This is a genomic window from Mucilaginibacter sp. KACC 22773 (assembly GCF_028736215.1).
Lineage (GTDB): Bacteria > Bacteroidota > Bacteroidia > Sphingobacteriales > Sphingobacteriaceae > Mucilaginibacter.
On the sequence record NZ_CP117883.1, the window covers coordinates 6,320,399 to 6,336,044 of the forward strand.

Genomic DNA, 15,646 nt, shown 5'->3' on the forward strand with positions numbered 1-15,646 from the left:
GTTAGGTTAAAGCCCCTTTAAACAGGGTGTTTTTTAATATAAATTCCAACGACAGGAAAGCCAGCGCTATAATTGCCCAGGGTAAAAACAGTTCTGTTTTTTTATGATACTGGGTAACATCAATTTTAGCTTTTTCCAGCTTATCAATCTGCTCGTAAATATCTTTAAGCGTTTGGTTATTGGTGGCCCTGAAATACTTACCACCTGTAAGGTTTGCAATTTTTGACAGTGTGCCCTCGTCAATTACCACCGGCATTTTTTGGTATTGGATGCCCAATGGTGTCTGTACCGGGTAAGGTGCAAAACCATTGGTACCCAAACCTACCGTATATACCCTTACGCCAAACTGGCGGGCAATTTCGGCCGCGGTTATGGGCGGTATCGAACCGGCATTGTTTGAGCCATCTGTAAGTAATATCACCACCTTGCTTTTAACCTGGCTGGTACGCAGGCGGTTAACCGCGGTTGCCAGGCCCATGCCTATGGCGGTACCATCGGTTATCATCCCGTTCTTCACATCGGCAAACAGGTTCACAAGTACGCTATGGTCAATAGTTAGCGGGCATTGCGTAAAGCTTTCGCCGCTAAAAATTACCAGGCCTATGCGGTCGTCCGGGCGTCCTTTTATAAAGTCGATGGCTATTTGTTTACCGGCTTCCAGGCGGTTGGGCTTAAAATCTTCGGCCAGCATACTGCCCGAAATATCTGAAGCGATGATGATATCGATACCTTCGGTAGTACTGTTTTGCCAGCTTAATGACGATTGCGGCCTGGCCAGCGCAACAATCATAGCCGATAAGGCTAACGACCGTAACACAATACCGCTATGCCTGAACTTTGGCAGCATGCTTTTTTTAAGCGTAAAGCCCCGCAGGGTAGGCACATTCAGGTTGCCCTGCAGCTGCCGTTGTTTCCATATATACCAGCCAACCATGAGTGGTATGCTGATGAACAGCCAAAAAAATCCCGGGTGGGCAAATTCTATTCCTTTAAACCAGCTCATTTACCCTCCTCTTGTTTATCGGCCAGTGGCTGGTATGCCTGCTGGGTTTTGTTTACAAAGCCAATGGCATTATCCATACTTTGTTCGTTTTCAAAATGCAGCGGTTTTTCTTTGGCAAATTTCACCAAATCGGCAAGTATCAATACCTGGCGCAGCAGGTTTTTGTTATCTTCTGTAATATCCAGCGTGCGCAGGCTTGCAAAAATCTCGTCGGATGTTTGCTCATGGGTTTTAATGCCATAGCGCTTCTCTAAATATTCGCGCAGTATTTCGCTCAGTTCAATATGGTATACTTTAACATCCTGCTCGTAAGCTTTCTTGCCGCGCAGCTCCTGCAGTTTTTGCAGGGCGATGATATGCGGTGGCACTTTGGGTTTCGGCGGTTCAATTACTACCACTTTTTTAGGCCTGGAGACAAAATAATAAATAATACCGGCAATAATCAGCAGCACCAAAAAGCCAATGGCTACCCATTGCCAGTTATCGTGAAGCCAGTCGAAAAACGAATAACTGACCACAAGCGGTTGTTTAATGTCATAAAAACCCTTGGTGGTATCAACCGCAACGGTTTGCACGGTTAATGTTAATGGTTGCGTGTAAACCGGGCCTATTGTTGTTTTAAACGCGTAGGATGGTATTACATAAGCCCCGCTATCAAACGCGGTAATGTTGTAAGCGCGGTGAACGGTCTCGATACTTTGATCCTGCTTATCAAAAACAGTATCGGCTTTACTGCTCACAATTTGAATTTTGCCCGCAATTGAATCAACCAGCGCCGGGAACTCTATTTTATCTTTTATGCTATGCCTGATGCTTAGGTTAAGCTTGGTTTGCTGGCCAATTAAAATGGTGGCCCTATCCAATTTTGCTTCGGCCTGCGGGGCCTGTGCAAAAGCGGAATAAAAAGTACCTGTAAGCAGCAATACCAGGAAATATTTAAAACACTTGATCATCTCCTGCCTTCCCGTTTTTTAAATAGTGTCATTAATGGTTTTACGTATGATTCGTGTGTGCCGATGCTGGTAAAATCAACACCGCATTTTTTAAAGGTATCGCCCATGGCGATGGTGCGGTTGCGGGCCTCGAGGCTGAATGCGTAGCGCACCTCCTCATCAGCAGTGTTTATCCACACCACCTCGCCGGTTTCTTCGTCCTTCATCGGGATGAGGCCCAGGTTAGGGAACACCTCTTCGTGCTTGTCAAACAGCCTTACAGCAATAATATCGTGCTTTTTGTTGGCTATTTTCAGCTCGTTTTCAAACGCCGGGCTTATAAAATCCGACAGGATAAAGGCGGTGCATTTCTTTTTAATAACGCTGGTAAAGTACTTTAACGCCACACCCACATTGGTGCCTTTGTTTTCGGGCTTAAAATCAATCAGTTCCCTGATGATCATCAATATGTGCGAGCGCCCTTTTTTTGGCGGGATGAATTTTTCTATCTTATCGCTAAAAAATATCACCCCAACTTTATCGTTGTTCTGGATGGCCGAAAAGGCAAGCACAGCGCAAAGCTCGGTTGCCAGGTCCTGCTTTTGCTGACCCTGGGTACCAAAGTTTTCCGATCCGCTTACGTCCATCAGCAGCATTACGGTAAGCTCGCGCTCTTCGTCGAACACTTTTACGTAAGGGTGATTAAAACGCGCGGTAACGTTCCAGTCGATGGTACGTATCTCGTCGCCAAGCTGGTATTCGCGTACCTCGCTAAAGGCCATACCCCGCCCCTTGAAAGCCGAATGATATTCGCCCGAGAATAAGTGGTTACTTAAACCCCTGGTTTTTATCTCAATCTTCCTTACTTTTTTTAAAAGATCCTTGGTTTCCATAAGAGGCCCCCTCTAAATCTCCCCCTGAAGGGGGAGACTTTTGAAAAGTATGTTTTTTAAACTCTGTTATAAATTATAGTAATATTTTTCGGTGCACAAAAGTCGTTTCATCAGCGTAATTCCTAAACGCTGACTACGACTCACCCCGGCAGCGCTTCGCTGGCCGACCCTCTCTCCGGCTGCGCCGCATAGAGGGTAAACCCCGTTTTTTTTATTTTTTTCACCCTCTTTGCGCGAAGCGGAGAGAGGGTGGTCGGGCGTAGCCTCGACCGGGTGAGTCTTCGCCCCGCTATGCTCACTACCGTGAGGCGTTTCATCAGCGTAATTCCTGAACGCTGGCTACGACTCACCCCGGCAACGCTTCGCTGGCCGACCCTCTCTCCGGCTGCGCCGCATAGAGGGTAAACCTCATTTTTTTATTTTTTCACCCTCTTTGCGCGAAAGTGGCCGTTGCGCAACTATTGAGACTGTTATACAGACGTGAGCCTGTTCGTCCGTTCTTTGAACTATTGATTAAAACGAAGTTAGGAAGTTCACAGCATGTTGCTGTTTGTATCCTATAAATTGCATGAACAACTGATTAAACAGACCTTTCAGGCCACCTATGGCCGGGATTGGCGCTGCTATCAGTGGCCCGAACTTACATTTGAGCAGTTTTTTGATATTATAAGCGGCGGCAGCCATAAGCATACATTTATTTGCTTGTTTAAGTCCTTTAGTGTTTATTCGGTCTAAGCTCGTGTAATTAATTAAGGAGCCGAATACCGGTTCGACTGTACTGGAGCGCAGCGACATCATCTGTTTACCTCTGGGGCTCTCTACCCGCCGTTGCATATATTCATAAAGCGGTTTGTCCGCAGAGTCAACCAGCTTCTTGAAGCCTTTTTTATTGGCGCAAATGTCCTTAAATGGACAGTTTTTGCAATCACTAATGCTGGACTCATAAATCTTCTTGAAAACAGTCGGTTCATTATAAGCAGATTCGATGCGTTTGAAGGGCAGATGGACACCCATTATACAAGTATACCGGTCATAGTTATCATCGTATATGAACCCTTCGCCTTCCCTTGAAGACTTATAAGTTCCGGGAGCAGGAATATATCCTTTCATACCATTGGCAGTTAATGCCCGTATAGCTTTACCGCTACTGTAGCCTGTATCTGCCAGAATTTCTTCAACCTGAATGCCATGGTCAGCCATGTTACCGGCAATCTGCGGTAGTATTACCGGCAAAGAACTGTTGTCAGCCTCGTTTCCCTTAAATGCCTGTATATAGGTTATGCAATGACTGGCTGTATCCACACTCATTTGCGACCGGTAATACAATCTCATCGGTTTACCTGGCTTGGTGGTTAAACGGGCATCCGGGTCTGAAGGGCTGAAGTGTGTTTGATTGGTCGGCGCAACGTCTTTATTCTTCGGCCCTTCATCATTGTCGCTTTTTGGCTCCTTCGGCTTTGCAGGATCATCCTCGATATTATCATTCAATTCCCGGCTGAACACAGATGCATCTTCCATCACTATCCGCTCAACCATACTTTGTTTAGCCGCATTGGCAGGTATTAAAGCACTGTCCACAGCTTGCCGTTTGCCGCTAATCATCCCGTTATTAATGCAAAGCTTCAGTACTTGCTTAAACAATTCAAGGAATGTTTCCTCTCCAAAAAGCTTGCGGGTGCGGCTTAACGTAGAATGCCACGGTAATTCCTGGCCAAGGTCATAACCGAGAAAATAAAGAATGTCCATCCGCATTCCCGATGAAATAACAATCCGGCGGTCGCTATTAATATTTTCGAGATAACCAACGAGCATCAATTTCATAAATACAACCGGGTCGATGCTTTTTTGACCTTCCTTGCCATAATACTTCAAAGTTGTCGGATACAAGAAGTCTAAATCAAGCAAACTTTTTAACCGACGGTAAAAATTATCAGCTGGTACGTAGTCGGAAAGCTGAAACTGTATGAACAAGCTTTCTTGGTGTATTTTCTTTCCTTGCATGTGCTAATATACTAATAATCAATATTTTAATCAATATTTCAAAGAACTTAATTCTAAAGCCACTGTTGGCTTGTTTAGTTGTGCAACAGTCACGAAAGCGGAGAGAGGGTGGTCGGGCGTAGCCTCGACCGGGTGAGTCTTCGCCACCATGCCATAAACGTCATGCACTCAAAGAGGCCCCGGATTATGCCTCGCAATGACATACAAGCGGTTTTCCTCCCTCTCCTTTGGAGAGGGCCGGGGTGGGCCTACGGCACCTCTATCGCGTTCAGTATCCCGGTAATAATATTTTCGCTGGTGATATTTTCTGCTTCGGCCTCGTAGCTTAAGCCAATACGGTGGCGCATTACATCGTGGCAAATAGCACGCACATCCTCGGGTATTACGTAACCGCGGCGTTTAATAAAGGCATAAGCCTTTGCTGCCAGCGCCAGGCTGATACTTGCCCTTGGCGATGCGCCAAAAGTGATGAGGTTTTTGTAGTGCGCCAGTTTGTACTGCTCGGGGAAACGGGTAGCGAAAACAATATCGATGATGTACTGCTCAATTTTTTCGTCCATGTAAACTTCACGAACTATTTTGCGGGCGCGTACAATCTCTTCGGGTTTAATAACCGGCGATGGCTTTGGCATGCCGCCCGGTAATATGCTTGAACGGATAATTCTTCTTTCTTCTTCGCGCTCGGGGTAAGTAATTACCACCTTCAGCATAAAACGGTCAACCTGTGCTTCGGGCAGCGGATAGGTACCTTCCTGCTCAATAGGGTTTTGGGTAGCCAGTACCAAAAACGGATTGGGCAGCGGGAAAGTGTTATCGCCAATGGTTACCTGGCGCTCCTGCATGGCTTCTAAAAGCGCGCTTTGTACTTTGGCCGGTGCGCGGTTAATTTCATCGGCCAAAATAAAGTTGGAAAACAACGGCCCTTTACGAACAATGAATTCTTCTTTCTTTTGATTGTAAATCATGGTACCCACCAAATCGGCAGGTAATAAATCGGGCGTAAACTGGATGCGGCTGTAATCGGCCTGGATACATTTGGCCAGTGTATTGATAGCCAAAGTTTTTGCCAGCCCCGGAACACCTTCCAGCAAAATATGCCCATCGGCCAATAAACCGATCAGCAAACGTTCAACCATATATTTTTGACCCACGATCACTTTATCCATCTCCATTTTAAGCAGATCGATAAAAGCGCTTTCGCGTTGTATCATTTCATTAAGCGCCCTGATATCTGTTGAATACGATGTGCTGCCGGTAACAGCGCCCGATGAAACATTTTCTGTACTACTTTTAAATTCTTCCATGAACCTTTTTTATTTCGAGAGCAAACTTAAACACACAAACTTTTTTCTGCTAAAAAAATTCCATGTTTAATTGTTAAAATTTGTTAAATCTTTAAGTGTTAGCTGTAAATATAGGTTTTTTATTGGGTTGGGGGGGCTGAGGTCGGAGGTCGGATGCCTGTGGTCGGAGGTTGGGGTCGGGGGTTGGGGTCGGAGGTTGGGTTGCGGGGAAGAGGGTGCAGGGTTAGGGATTCGCGCGAAACTTTCTGAGCGGGTAATGACGTATATCGCATAGCGGCGAAGACTCACCCGGTCGAGGCTACGCCCGACCACCCTCTCTTCGGCTTCGCCGGAAAGAGGGTTTTGGAAACTACAATTTAATAAATAACTAATTATCCATTAATTAATAACAAAAACCCTCTTTCCACCGCAGGTGAAGAGAGGGTGGCCCAGCGCAGCGTCGGCCGGGTGAGTCGTAGCCGGCGTTCAAGCGAATGTTTATGTAAATACCTATACGCCATGGTTAGGTACCAGGCAGTGACGATCTGTTTTTTTATTTTTAGACAGACACCCCGGTTTCGCATAACAAGATTCCCCGAACCCCGAACCCCGCAACTATTTGTAGCTTTGTACCGATATGTATAGAAAGATCTTTTTACTGTTCGCCGCGGCTTTGTTTTTATGCACGGCATCTTACAGTCAAACCCAATATAAAAACATCCCGCTGCCTGTAGCCATCAGTGGTGTTGGCGAAGAATATTCGGGCATGTGTACTTATGCCGGCAGGGTTTACCTGCTGCCGCAATATGGCGATCATAAAACGCTCATTAAAAAAGCTAACCTGAAAGGCGAGTTTTTAATTTACAGCCTGCTTGCCGATAGTATTGGCCGGGTGGTGGATGGCAAGGATACTGCGCTATCGGCCTATAAAAGCCTTAAGGTGGTTAACCTGGATAAACTGCCCGATAGCATAGGCGATGATTACGAGGGTTTTGAAGCTATCAGCATTGTAAACAATACCGTGTTTTTATCGATAGAAACTGATGATAAAGCACAAAACTGCTATCTGCTTAAGGCTAAGCTCGACCTTGCAAATAACCAGGTGGTGGTTGATCCGGAACACATCATCAGCCTTAAAAGGCCCGAACCGATTTACAACGCCGGCTTTGAAGCGGTTACCTGGTTGCCCAAAGAAAAAAAGCTGCTGGCTTATTATGAATACAATGGCATGCCCAACGGCGGGCAGGGATATTTGATAGATACCTCATTTACCAAACCTGCCGGGGTTGTGAAAACGCCGCAACTTTATTTCAGGATAACCGATGTAACGGCCACCGGCACAGATCAGCTATTCGGCGTAAATTACTTTTATAATGGCGACTATAAATACTACCTGGACAACGATAAGCTAAACCACCAGGAAAGCAATATCAAAAAAGCCATCCCCAGCCTGAAGGATAGCCTTGATAAAGACGCCGCCTATTTAACCAGGCACACATTTGCCCGTATTGTAACACTAAAAAGCCCGCAAAGCACACAATGGGAAGAAGTGGCCACGTTTGACGGTTACAGGAACAACTGGGAAGGGCTAACGCTTTACCGCAAAGGCGCTTTAATTGTTACCGATGCTAATAACAGCAAAAAACAGGTTGCCATTTTGGCTTACCTGCCTTTTAATTAAGCGCACACTTCATTAAAAAACCCAAACGCCATTGCTATGTAAGGCAATGGCGTTTGGGTTTATCGGGCAAAAAGCTTTTTATGCTTTCTCGGTTTTTGATTGTTGGTTAATACCCGCTTCGGCTATTTGGGTAAGCAGGCTGTCGCAGTTTTTTTCTTCCTGTAAGGTAGAATCTAAAAGCTCGGCAGCTTCGCTGTAGCCCAGCACAGTAGCCAAAGTTTTGAGCGTACCGTAAGATGCAATTTCGTAATGCTCAATTTTTTGAGCAGCCGAAATAATTCCGGCATCGCGGGTCATGCTGCCTTTTTCTGTTTCGGCAATAATTTCTTCGCCCTCTTTAATTAAACCGGCCATCGCCTCGCATTTTACAGCTACGGCTTTTTCGTCTATCGATGCAAAAGCATCTTCCAGGCGGATAATTTGCCTTTCGGTTTCGCTTAAGTGATTTTCAATCGCGGCGCGCAATTTATCAGATGTTGCCGCTTTTGCCATTTTGGGTAAAGCTTTGGTTAAATGTTTTTCGGCCCAATAAATGTCTTTCAATTCATCAATAAACAGTTCGTTCAATGCCGAGTCCTGTACATCCAATGTTTGTTCAGGAGCCTTTGTTTTGGTAGTTGCCATGGTAAATGTTTTTTAAGTTATGTAAAAACTTAAATACAAAGGCAATGCCAAGTTTATTTATTTATCAATAATATTAATTATTATGAAATATTTGATGAATAATCGCTTGTTTGGTATCATGTGTTGTATTGTTTTGAAACTTATTGGTGTATCCAAAATAGTACCACATGCCCGATACAAAGCCCCGGGAATTACGTAATGCTTTTTCAAGGCTTTTAATGTTGCGCCTAAGCCTGATTATTGTAAGCCCCGGCGCAAGATTAGCTCACCCCCATGACTTTTGGCTCAAAACTCGTTCAATTTGTTGTATATGTTGATTATCTTACCGCTTCATGATTTACAATAAAAAGAATATTTTGATAAACCGCATTATCCATTATTATGTAAAGTGGATTGTGGCGCGGCAGTTTCATGAAGTACTGTTTAACAATATTGAAGTTGATAAAAACAAATCGGTGCTGCTGATAGCCAATCATTTTAGTTTTTGGGATGGGCTGATATTGTATTGCGTAACCCAAAAGCTATTAAAAAAGCAATACCATGTAATGGTAGAAGAAAAAACGGTGCATATGCTGCATTATCTTAAATTTGCGGGTGCTTTTTCGATCAACAAAAAATCAAGGGATATCATCGAGTCGCTTGATTATGCTGCCCGCCTTTTGGACGATCCGCAAAACCTGGTGCTCATCTTTCCACAGGGAAAGCTGTTTTCAAATTATGTAGAAGATGTTCGTTTTGACAAAGGCGTTTTCCGGATCATGAAAAAAGCATATGGCAAATACCAGCTGGTTTTTGCTTCAACATTTATTCAGTACTTTAAACACAAAAAGAGCACCGCTACCGTTTACTTAAAAAGCGATAACAACAACTATACGGGTATAACAGCGTTAAAAGAAGCTTATCAGCAACATTACAGTAGCTCAAAGCTGCTTCAAACCGAATTTGATATATAACAGTGACAGTAATTATATTAATCACCCTTTTTTTCATCGTCCTGCGCTTTACGGTTACGCTGTTCAACTTTATATCCGACCCTAAATTGCGGCGGGTAGGGAAACATTACACCAATAAGGTATCCATCCTGGTACCCGCCCGTAACGAGGGCGGCAATATACTTACGCTGCTGCAATCCATCAGCCGGCAGGATTATCAGCATTACGAGGTACTGGTACTTGATGATGGCTCAACCGATGATACTTACGCAGTGTGTGAAAAATTCACAAAGGCGCACCCCCAATTTAAGGTTATTAAAGGTGAGGAACTCCCCGCTGGCTGGATAGGTAAAAATTTTGCATGCCACCAGCTTGCCTTGCAGGCCGATGGCGATTACCTGCTTTTCCTGGATGCTGATGAGCAGGTGCAGCCCGGTTTAATTAATAGCGCCGTACACCGCATGCATACGGGCAAACTGGGCCTGCTAAGCTTGTTTGCCAACCAGGAAATGCAAACCACCGGCGAGAAACTGGTAGTGCCGCTGATGCATTTTATTTTACTGAACCTGTTACCTATACGCTTGATATCGTTGGTAAAAAACCCTTCTGTTGCTGCAGCCAGCGGGCAGTTTATGCTGTTCGACGCCGCTATTTATCATCAGCAGCAATGGCATAAAGCAGTAAAGGGTAAAGTGGTAGAGGATGTAGAAATTATGCGGCTTATAAAAACCAAAGCTTATAATGGCGAGGCCCTGCTGGCCAACGGCATGATTAGCTGCCGCATGTACAAAAGTTATAACGAGGCTATAGCCGGTTTCAGCAAAAATTTTTTAGCCGCATTCAATTATAGCATCCCGGGCTTTTTAATGTACCTGCTGCTGGTTATTATTTTCCCGTTGTTGTTGTTCATGACGCTGAACCTGCCGCTTATCATGTTCATGTGCGGCCTTATTATCCTTACCCGCATTATGATCTCGCTGGAGTCGGGGCAAAATGCTTTATATAATGTATTATTGCACCCGCTGCAAATGACAAACATGATGTTCATCGCTTTCATATCCATCCAAAAACACCTCACCAAAACTACCGTATGGAAGGGTCGGAGGATTTGAACACGCAATTATCAACCGGCAGCCTAAAAACAGAGCGCATTGCCATTATAATTATAATACTTTTTCACACAGTTGGCATCATCGGGTTTAACCTGCCGGGTATCGACACCGTATTTCTGGATATCGTGCCCTGGCATTTATTGCTCATGGCGGCTGTTATCATCTGGAGCCATAACCGCCCCGATGCCAAATTCGGGTTGTTTGCATTACTGCTGTTTATGCTGGGCTTTAGCGCCGAGTTGATAGGGGTACACACCAGCTGGCTGTTTGGCAGCTACACGTATGGCAAAACACTTGGTATTAAGTTATTCAACGTTCCGCTGATGATTGGTGTAAACTGGTTTTTGCTTATTTATGCCACCGGCGTGCTCATGCAGCGCAGCCGGGTAAAAGATGTTTATGCCCGCATTTTGGTTGGCGCATTGTTGCTTGTTTTGCTTGATATATTAATTGAACCCGTGGCCATCCATTTTGATTACTGGCATTGGACGGACGGCGCTATCCCCATAAAAAATTACTTCTGCTGGTTTGCTGTAAGCGGGCTGATGCTTTTTATGTTCGAGAAGTTCAAATTCCCTCCTCAAAGTAAAGCGGCCCCTGTTTTACTGTTAATGGAATTTGTGTTTTTTATGATCTTGGGCCTGGTGAATTGATAGGGTAGTTAAAATTTACCGCCATCAGGCAACGTTTTTTTAGCCTTGAAGAAAAAATGTGTCTGGCTAAAATAGCTGAAACAGGCTATAAATACAGTAGCTATAATTTTTGATGGAGTTGGATAAATGCCCAGCCAGTCAACAAGTACCTTAAGAAAAATTACATTCAGCAGGATACAAATGGCATTCACTATAATAAACCGCGAAAGCTGCCCTCTTTTGCTCAGGCCCGATTCTTTAAAAACGATATACCTGTTCAGGTAAAACCCCGTACAAAAAGATATGCTGAAAGATAAAGCCAGCGACGCAATGTGCGGACTTAAAGTATACGCCCCGATGTGCAGGTTTTGCTTTTTAAAAATGAAATTATAACAAAATGAAAACAGCGTAATATCAAACACCACGTTGCCCCCGCCACATGCCGCGTAACGGAAGGTATGTAAGGGCATCCATTTTTTAAAGGGTTTATAAAACAGATCGATAATGTTAAAAATAGTCCGCCTTATAAAATCGTGTACCTTTCTCATAGATAATGGCAAAGGTAAAATAATTAAAATAAAGTAGGGTTAACTATGCAGCCGGCCTGCGTTAACAACTGGCAGGCAGGTTAAATATGTCCGCGTTTTCAGCCTATTTGCTTTAAACCCCTCTCCCACTCATAGTCCATCCATCAAACCAAGGCATTGCCGCCGCTTTTTTTCGTTAAAATTAACTGCGACGCAAGCGTATCATAATTATTTTTAACGTTTTCAAAATCCCTCAAAGCAAGGCTTAAACCTGCATTTTTAATTTATCCCCCATGTGATACAAGCGTATCAAAATCGATATAATATACTATATATCAGCTATTTATGTAAATTTTATTTGCTTATTACATTTTAAATCGCCTAAATTTGATTTGTAATTATAAACCATACATAAGCCTGTAATTCCTGGAAAACTATTTTGAACAATGCTGTTTTGCCAACATTTAACCAATGCTATTTTAAACATTAGTTAAACAAGTAAAGCGATTTAGCAATGCGTTACCGGCTTTTTGCCATGGATTTTTTGTGCAATCAATTAAACCAAATAATAAATTTTTATGAACATCAACTACAATTTAAAGCGGCTTGCAGCCCTCACCCTGCTACCCGCGGCCTTGCTGTTTTCCTGTAAAAAGGATGCCAATACCGGCGAAGCCAAAGCACAACAAAGCGCAGAAACAGTGGCCCGCGCCGCAAATGAGGTGGTAAATGCCTGGGTAACCACGTCCGATCAGTCAAAACTGTTGCAGGCACAGGCCAGCTTCAATTTTGCTGCCGATGCAGGCACCAACGCCACCACCGTAACTGTTGACGAAAACACCACTTACCAGGGCATTGATGGCTTCGGGTTTACCCTAACCGGCGGCAGCGCCAGTTTATTAAACGGCCTGGGCGGCAACCAGGCTGCCGTTTTAAGCGAGCTTTTTGGTACGGCAACCGGGCAGATAGGCATCAGTTATCTACGCATCAGCATCGGCGCATCTGACTTAAGCTCGAGCGATTTTACTTACGACCAGGTGGCCGGCGATGTAAACATGAACAGTTTCAGCATCAGCCAGGAAAACACCGATATGCTGCCGATACTAAAGAAGATCATCGCCATCAATCCATCCATCAAAATTATTGCTACGCCCTGGACCGCGCCCACCTGGATGAAGGTTAACACAACCGGCAACAACGGCTATACCGGCGGCAGCTTAAACACGGCGTACTACGACGCCTATGCCCGCTATTTTGTAAAATACCTGCAGGCCATGCAGGCGCAGGGTATTACTATTGACGCCATTACGCCGCAAAACGAGCCGCTTAACCCATACAACAACCCAAGTATGGTAATGCAGGCCAGCGAGGAAGCTACTTTTATAAAAAACAACCTTGGTCCGCAAATAAGGGCGGCCGGTTTTGCTACCAAGATCATCGCTTATGACCATAATACCGATAGGATTGACTATCCGGAGGCCGTTTTAGCCGACGGCGGTGCCAACCCCTATGTTGATGGATCGGCATTTCATTTATACGCCGGTTCAATTGCTTCTTTAACCGATGTACACAATGCCTACCCTAACAAAAACGTGTACTTCACCGAGCAGTGGGTTGGCGCGCCAAGCAATTTTGGCGGCGACTTGTCATGGCACGTCAATAACCTGATTATTGGCGCTACCCGCAATTGGAGCCGCAATGTTTTGGAATGGAACCTGGCGGCCGATGTTAACTATAACCCGCATACAGCAGGTGGCTGCAGTACCTGCCTGGGCGCCATTACCGTAAGCGGAACATCAATAACCCGCAACGTAGGCTATTACATTATTGGCCACGCGGCACGTTTTGTACGGCCGGGGGCTGTTCGTATTTCATCAAATGTATCCGGCAGTATACAAGATGTGGCCTTTAAAAATTCGGATGGCAGCAAAGTGCTTATCGCGCTAAATACCGGCTCATCTGCGGTTAGCTTCAAAGTAAAATGGGGTGCCGAATCATTTACTTACTCATTAGCTGCAGGCGCAGTGGCCACTTTTAAATGGAGCGGCACACAATCAAACGGTTCATCGGGTGCGCCAATTGGCTCTGTTATTACCCTGAAGGGCATTAACAACCAGTATGTAAGCAGCGAGAATGGCACCGCTGCCATGAACTGCAACCGCCCAACGGCATCGGCATGGGAACAATTTACCGTGGTTGATGCCGGCGCCGGTAAAATAGCCCTGCAAGGCATGGGCAAGTACGTATCCAGCGAAAACGGTACGCAAGCCATCACCTGTAACCGAACCTCTATTGGCGATTGGGAAAAATTTGACTGGGTGGTTAACGCCGATGGCAAAATATCGCTCAAGGGCAATAACAGCAAGTACGTATCCAGCGAAAACGGCACCCAGCCCATGACCTGTAACCGTGCAGCCATATCGGGCTGGGAAGCTTTTGGGGTGAACCAGTAGGTGCTATTTAAGAGCTTCTGTCATTCTGGGTTGTAAACCAGGGGATTCCAAGGAACAATGAGATATATCGCATGTCGGCGATTCGACTCACCCCGACGAGGCTACGCCCGTCTGCCCCTCTCTCCGACTGCGTCGCATAGAGGGGCGAAAAAAATAAAACTGAGTTTTACCCTCTTTGCGGCGTAAGCCGGAGAGAGGGTCGGCCAGCGTAGCGTAGCCGGGGTGAGTAGTAGCCAGCGTTCAAGCGAATATTTTAATTACGCAATCAATTATAACACAAATACCAATCTTATGAAATCAATTCAAAACTTAAAAAAGGGCGCTTTAGCAATAGTTGCCCTGGCTGCTTTAGCCATCTCCTGTAAAAAGGATGCCAACAGGCAAACACCTGCTACCGTAGCGGCTTCCCAAACCAACCAAACCACCACCCCCAGGGCGGCAACCCTTGTATGGAGCGATGAATTTAACGGTACCAGCGTTAACACCGCCAACTGGAATATCGACAATGGGAACCCCAATGTTAATAACGAGAAGGAATATTATCAGTCGGCAAACGCTACTGTATCCGGCGGTTTTTTAACTATTACCGCCCGTAAAGAAACCGTGGGCGGCCAGCCCTATACCTCGGCTAAGCTGACTACTGCCGGTAAGTTTCAGCCAACATACGGTCGTATTGAAGCCAGTATTAAACTGCCTGCAGTGCAAGGTACCTGGCCCGCTTTCTGGATGCTGGGCGCCAATATAAATACCCCCGGAGTTGGATGGCCTCAATGCGGCGAAATTGACATTATGGAACAGGTTAACACCTCCAATACCATATTGGGCACCATGCACTGGTATAATAACGGGCACGTTCAGTATGGCGGCAGTACCACCACTACGCCAACAGGTTTCCATACCTACGCGGTAGAGTGGGATACCAATTCTATCAAATGGTATGTAGATAATACGCTGTATGTTACCGGGAATATTGCCGGCAACATCAACAATACCGGTGCTTTCCATAACCCCTTCTTCATCATTCTTAACCTGGCCATAGGCGGCGATTTGCCGGGCAATACTATTAATGATGGCGCTTTGCCCTGCAATATGGTGGTTGATTATGTACGGGTATACAACCTATCGGGCAGCAGTACATCGCCCCCAATTGGTTCAAACATCACCCTGAAAGGGTTTAACAACCAATACGTAAGCGGCGAGAATGGTACGCAGGCCATGTGGTGTAACCGTGCAACCGCCCAGGCCTGGGAAACTTTTACCGTTGTGGATGCAGGCGGCGGCAAAGTTGCCCTGCAAAGCATGGGTAAATATGTATCGAGCGAAAACGGCACCCAGGCCATTACCTGCAACCGCACCACCATTGGCGATTGGGAAAAATTCGACTGGATAACCACCTCTGATGGGAAGGTTACCCTGAGAGGCAATAATGGCAAATTTATTTCGAGCGAAAATGGCACACAAGCCATGACCTGTACCCGTACAACAGCAGCGGGCTGGGAAGCTTTTGGCGTAAATCAATAGTTAAATTTATATTGGCCTGTTCCTTTGCGTGGGGCAGGCCATTTTTTACCTG

Annotated in this window: 13 protein-coding genes; 6 read left to right on the plus strand and 7 right to left on the minus strand. The window is 45.4% G+C overall.

Going from position 1 to position 15,646, the window contains the following annotated elements; all coding sequences use genetic code 11:
* Nucleotide 1: 1 nt before the first annotated feature.
* The 5 genes from PQ469_RS26230 to PQ469_RS26250 all read right to left on the minus strand — a co-directional run bounded on the left by PQ469_RS26230 (nucleotide 2) and on the right by PQ469_RS26250 (nucleotide 6,133).
* Nucleotides 2–1,003 carry a vWA domain-containing protein gene (locus PQ469_RS26230; RefSeq protein WP_274210322.1) on the minus strand — a complete coding sequence of 334 codons (1,002 nt, stop codon included), beginning with the start codon at nucleotides 1,001–1,003 and terminating at the stop codon, nucleotides 2–4.
* Complete coding sequence (locus PQ469_RS26235; protein WP_274210323.1) at nucleotides 1,000–1,956, minus strand: hypothetical protein; 957 nt, start codon at nucleotides 1,954–1,956, stop codon at nucleotides 1,000–1,002. The genes PQ469_RS26230 and PQ469_RS26235 overlap by 4 nt, the downstream gene beginning before the upstream one ends.
* Nucleotides 1,953–2,828, minus strand: coding sequence for a DUF58 domain-containing protein (locus PQ469_RS26240; protein WP_090641767.1), 876 nt, complete (start codon nucleotides 2,826–2,828; stop codon nucleotides 1,953–1,955). Before PQ469_RS26240 ends, PQ469_RS26235 begins: the two co-directional genes overlap by 4 nt.
* 513 nt (nucleotides 2,829–3,341) lie before the next feature.
* A complete protein-coding gene (locus PQ469_RS26245) occupies nucleotides 3,342–4,829 on the minus strand; it encodes an IS1182 family transposase (protein WP_274208593.1) in 1,488 nt (495 codons plus the stop codon).
* Nucleotides 4,830–5,077: 248 nt separating this feature from the next.
* Nucleotides 5,078–6,133: an AAA family ATPase gene (locus PQ469_RS26250; RefSeq protein WP_274210324.1), complete on the minus strand. Its 1,056-nt coding sequence runs from the start codon at nucleotides 6,131–6,133 to the stop codon at nucleotides 5,078–5,080.
* Nucleotides 6,134–6,749: 616 nt separating this feature from the next.
* Here PQ469_RS26250 and PQ469_RS26255 point away from each other — a divergent pair.
* On the plus strand, nucleotides 6,750–7,793 hold the full coding sequence (locus PQ469_RS26255; RefSeq protein WP_274210325.1) for a hypothetical protein: 1,044 nt from the start codon (nucleotides 6,750–6,752) through the stop codon (nucleotides 7,791–7,793).
* Between the two features lie 78 nt (nucleotides 7,794–7,871).
* Here the strand turns inward: PQ469_RS26255 and PQ469_RS26260 are convergent, their stop codons facing one another.
* Nucleotides 7,872–8,417 carry a YciE/YciF ferroxidase family protein gene (locus tag PQ469_RS26260; RefSeq protein WP_274210326.1) on the minus strand — a complete coding sequence of 182 codons (546 nt, stop codon included), beginning with the start codon at nucleotides 8,415–8,417 and terminating at the stop codon, nucleotides 7,872–7,874.
* 332 nt (nucleotides 8,418–8,749) lie between these two features.
* Here PQ469_RS26260 and PQ469_RS26265 point away from each other — a divergent pair, with 332 nt between their 5' ends.
* The 3 genes from PQ469_RS26265 to PQ469_RS26275 are packed head-to-tail and all read left to right on the plus strand — an operon-like array spanning nucleotide 8,750 to nucleotide 11,114.
* Nucleotides 8,750–9,370 (plus strand): 1-acyl-sn-glycerol-3-phosphate acyltransferase, encoded by a 621-nt coding sequence (locus tag PQ469_RS26265; protein ID WP_274210327.1) that lies wholly within the window; start codon nucleotides 8,750–8,752, stop codon nucleotides 9,368–9,370.
* Nucleotides 9,371–9,372: 2 nt separating this feature from the next.
* Nucleotides 9,373–10,461 carry a glycosyltransferase family 2 protein gene (locus PQ469_RS26270; protein WP_274210328.1) on the plus strand — a complete coding sequence of 363 codons (1,089 nt, stop codon included), beginning with the start codon at nucleotides 9,373–9,375 and terminating at the stop codon, nucleotides 10,459–10,461.
* On the plus strand, nucleotides 10,440–11,114 hold the full coding sequence (locus tag PQ469_RS26275; RefSeq protein ID WP_274210329.1) for a carotenoid biosynthesis protein: 675 nt from the start codon (nucleotides 10,440–10,442) through the stop codon (nucleotides 11,112–11,114). Before PQ469_RS26270 ends, PQ469_RS26275 begins: the two co-directional genes overlap by 22 nt.
* A gap of 8 nt (nucleotides 11,115–11,122) precedes the next feature.
* On the opposite strand, the gene PQ469_RS26280 is transcribed toward PQ469_RS26275, so the two are convergent.
* The gene (locus tag PQ469_RS26280) at nucleotides 11,123–11,641 is read right to left on the minus strand and encodes a GtrA family protein (protein WP_274210330.1); all 519 of its coding nucleotides are present in this window, start codon (nucleotides 11,639–11,641) and stop codon (nucleotides 11,123–11,125) included.
* A gap of 557 nt (nucleotides 11,642–12,198) precedes the next feature.
* On the opposite strand from PQ469_RS26280, the gene PQ469_RS26285 reads away from it, so the two are divergent.
* A complete protein-coding gene (locus PQ469_RS26285; RefSeq protein WP_274210331.1) occupies nucleotides 12,199–14,073 on the plus strand; it encodes a glycoside hydrolase family 30 beta sandwich domain-containing protein in 1,875 nt (624 codons plus the stop codon).
* Between the two features lie 291 nt (nucleotides 14,074–14,364).
* Entirely contained in the window at nucleotides 14,365–15,594 is a 1,230-nt protein-coding gene (locus PQ469_RS26290; RefSeq protein WP_274210332.1) for a family 16 glycosylhydrolase, read from the plus strand.
* Nucleotides 15,595–15,646: the final 52 nt, after the last annotated feature.

Bases quoted from the DNA above. Each gene is read 5' to 3' on its own strand.
- PQ469_RS26230 (WP_274210322.1), bottom strand. From the start codon at position 1,003: ATGAGCTGGTTTAAAGGAATAGAATTTGCCCACCCGGGATTTTTTTGG.
- PQ469_RS26235 (WP_274210323.1), bottom strand. From the start codon at position 1,956: ATGATCAAGTGTTTTAAATATTTCCTGGTATTGCTGCTTACAGGTACT.
- PQ469_RS26240 (WP_090641767.1), bottom strand. From the start codon at position 2,828: ATGGAAACCAAGGATCTTTTAAAAAAAGTAAGGAAGATTGAGATAAAA.
- PQ469_RS26245 (WP_274208593.1), bottom strand. From the start codon at position 4,829: ATGCAAGGAAAGAAAATACACCAAGAAAGCTTGTTCATACAGTTTCAG.
- PQ469_RS26250 (WP_274210324.1), bottom strand. From the start codon at position 6,133: ATGGAAGAATTTAAAAGTAGTACAGAAAATGTTTCATCGGGCGCTGTT.
- PQ469_RS26255 (WP_274210325.1), top strand. From the start codon at position 6,750: ATGTATAGAAAGATCTTTTTACTGTTCGCCGCGGCTTTGTTTTTATGC.
- PQ469_RS26260 (WP_274210326.1), bottom strand. From the start codon at position 8,417: ATGGCAACTACCAAAACAAAGGCTCCTGAACAAACATTGGATGTACAG.
- PQ469_RS26265 (WP_274210327.1), top strand. From the start codon at position 8,750: ATGATTTACAATAAAAAGAATATTTTGATAAACCGCATTATCCATTAT.
- PQ469_RS26275 (WP_274210329.1), top strand. From the start codon at position 10,440: ATGGAAGGGTCGGAGGATTTGAACACGCAATTATCAACCGGCAGCCTA.
- PQ469_RS26280 (WP_274210330.1), bottom strand. From the start codon at position 11,641: ATGAGAAAGGTACACGATTTTATAAGGCGGACTATTTTTAACATTATC.
- PQ469_RS26285 (WP_274210331.1), top strand. From the start codon at position 12,199: ATGAACATCAACTACAATTTAAAGCGGCTTGCAGCCCTCACCCTGCTA.
- PQ469_RS26290 (WP_274210332.1), top strand. From the start codon at position 14,365: ATGAAATCAATTCAAAACTTAAAAAAGGGCGCTTTAGCAATAGTTGCC.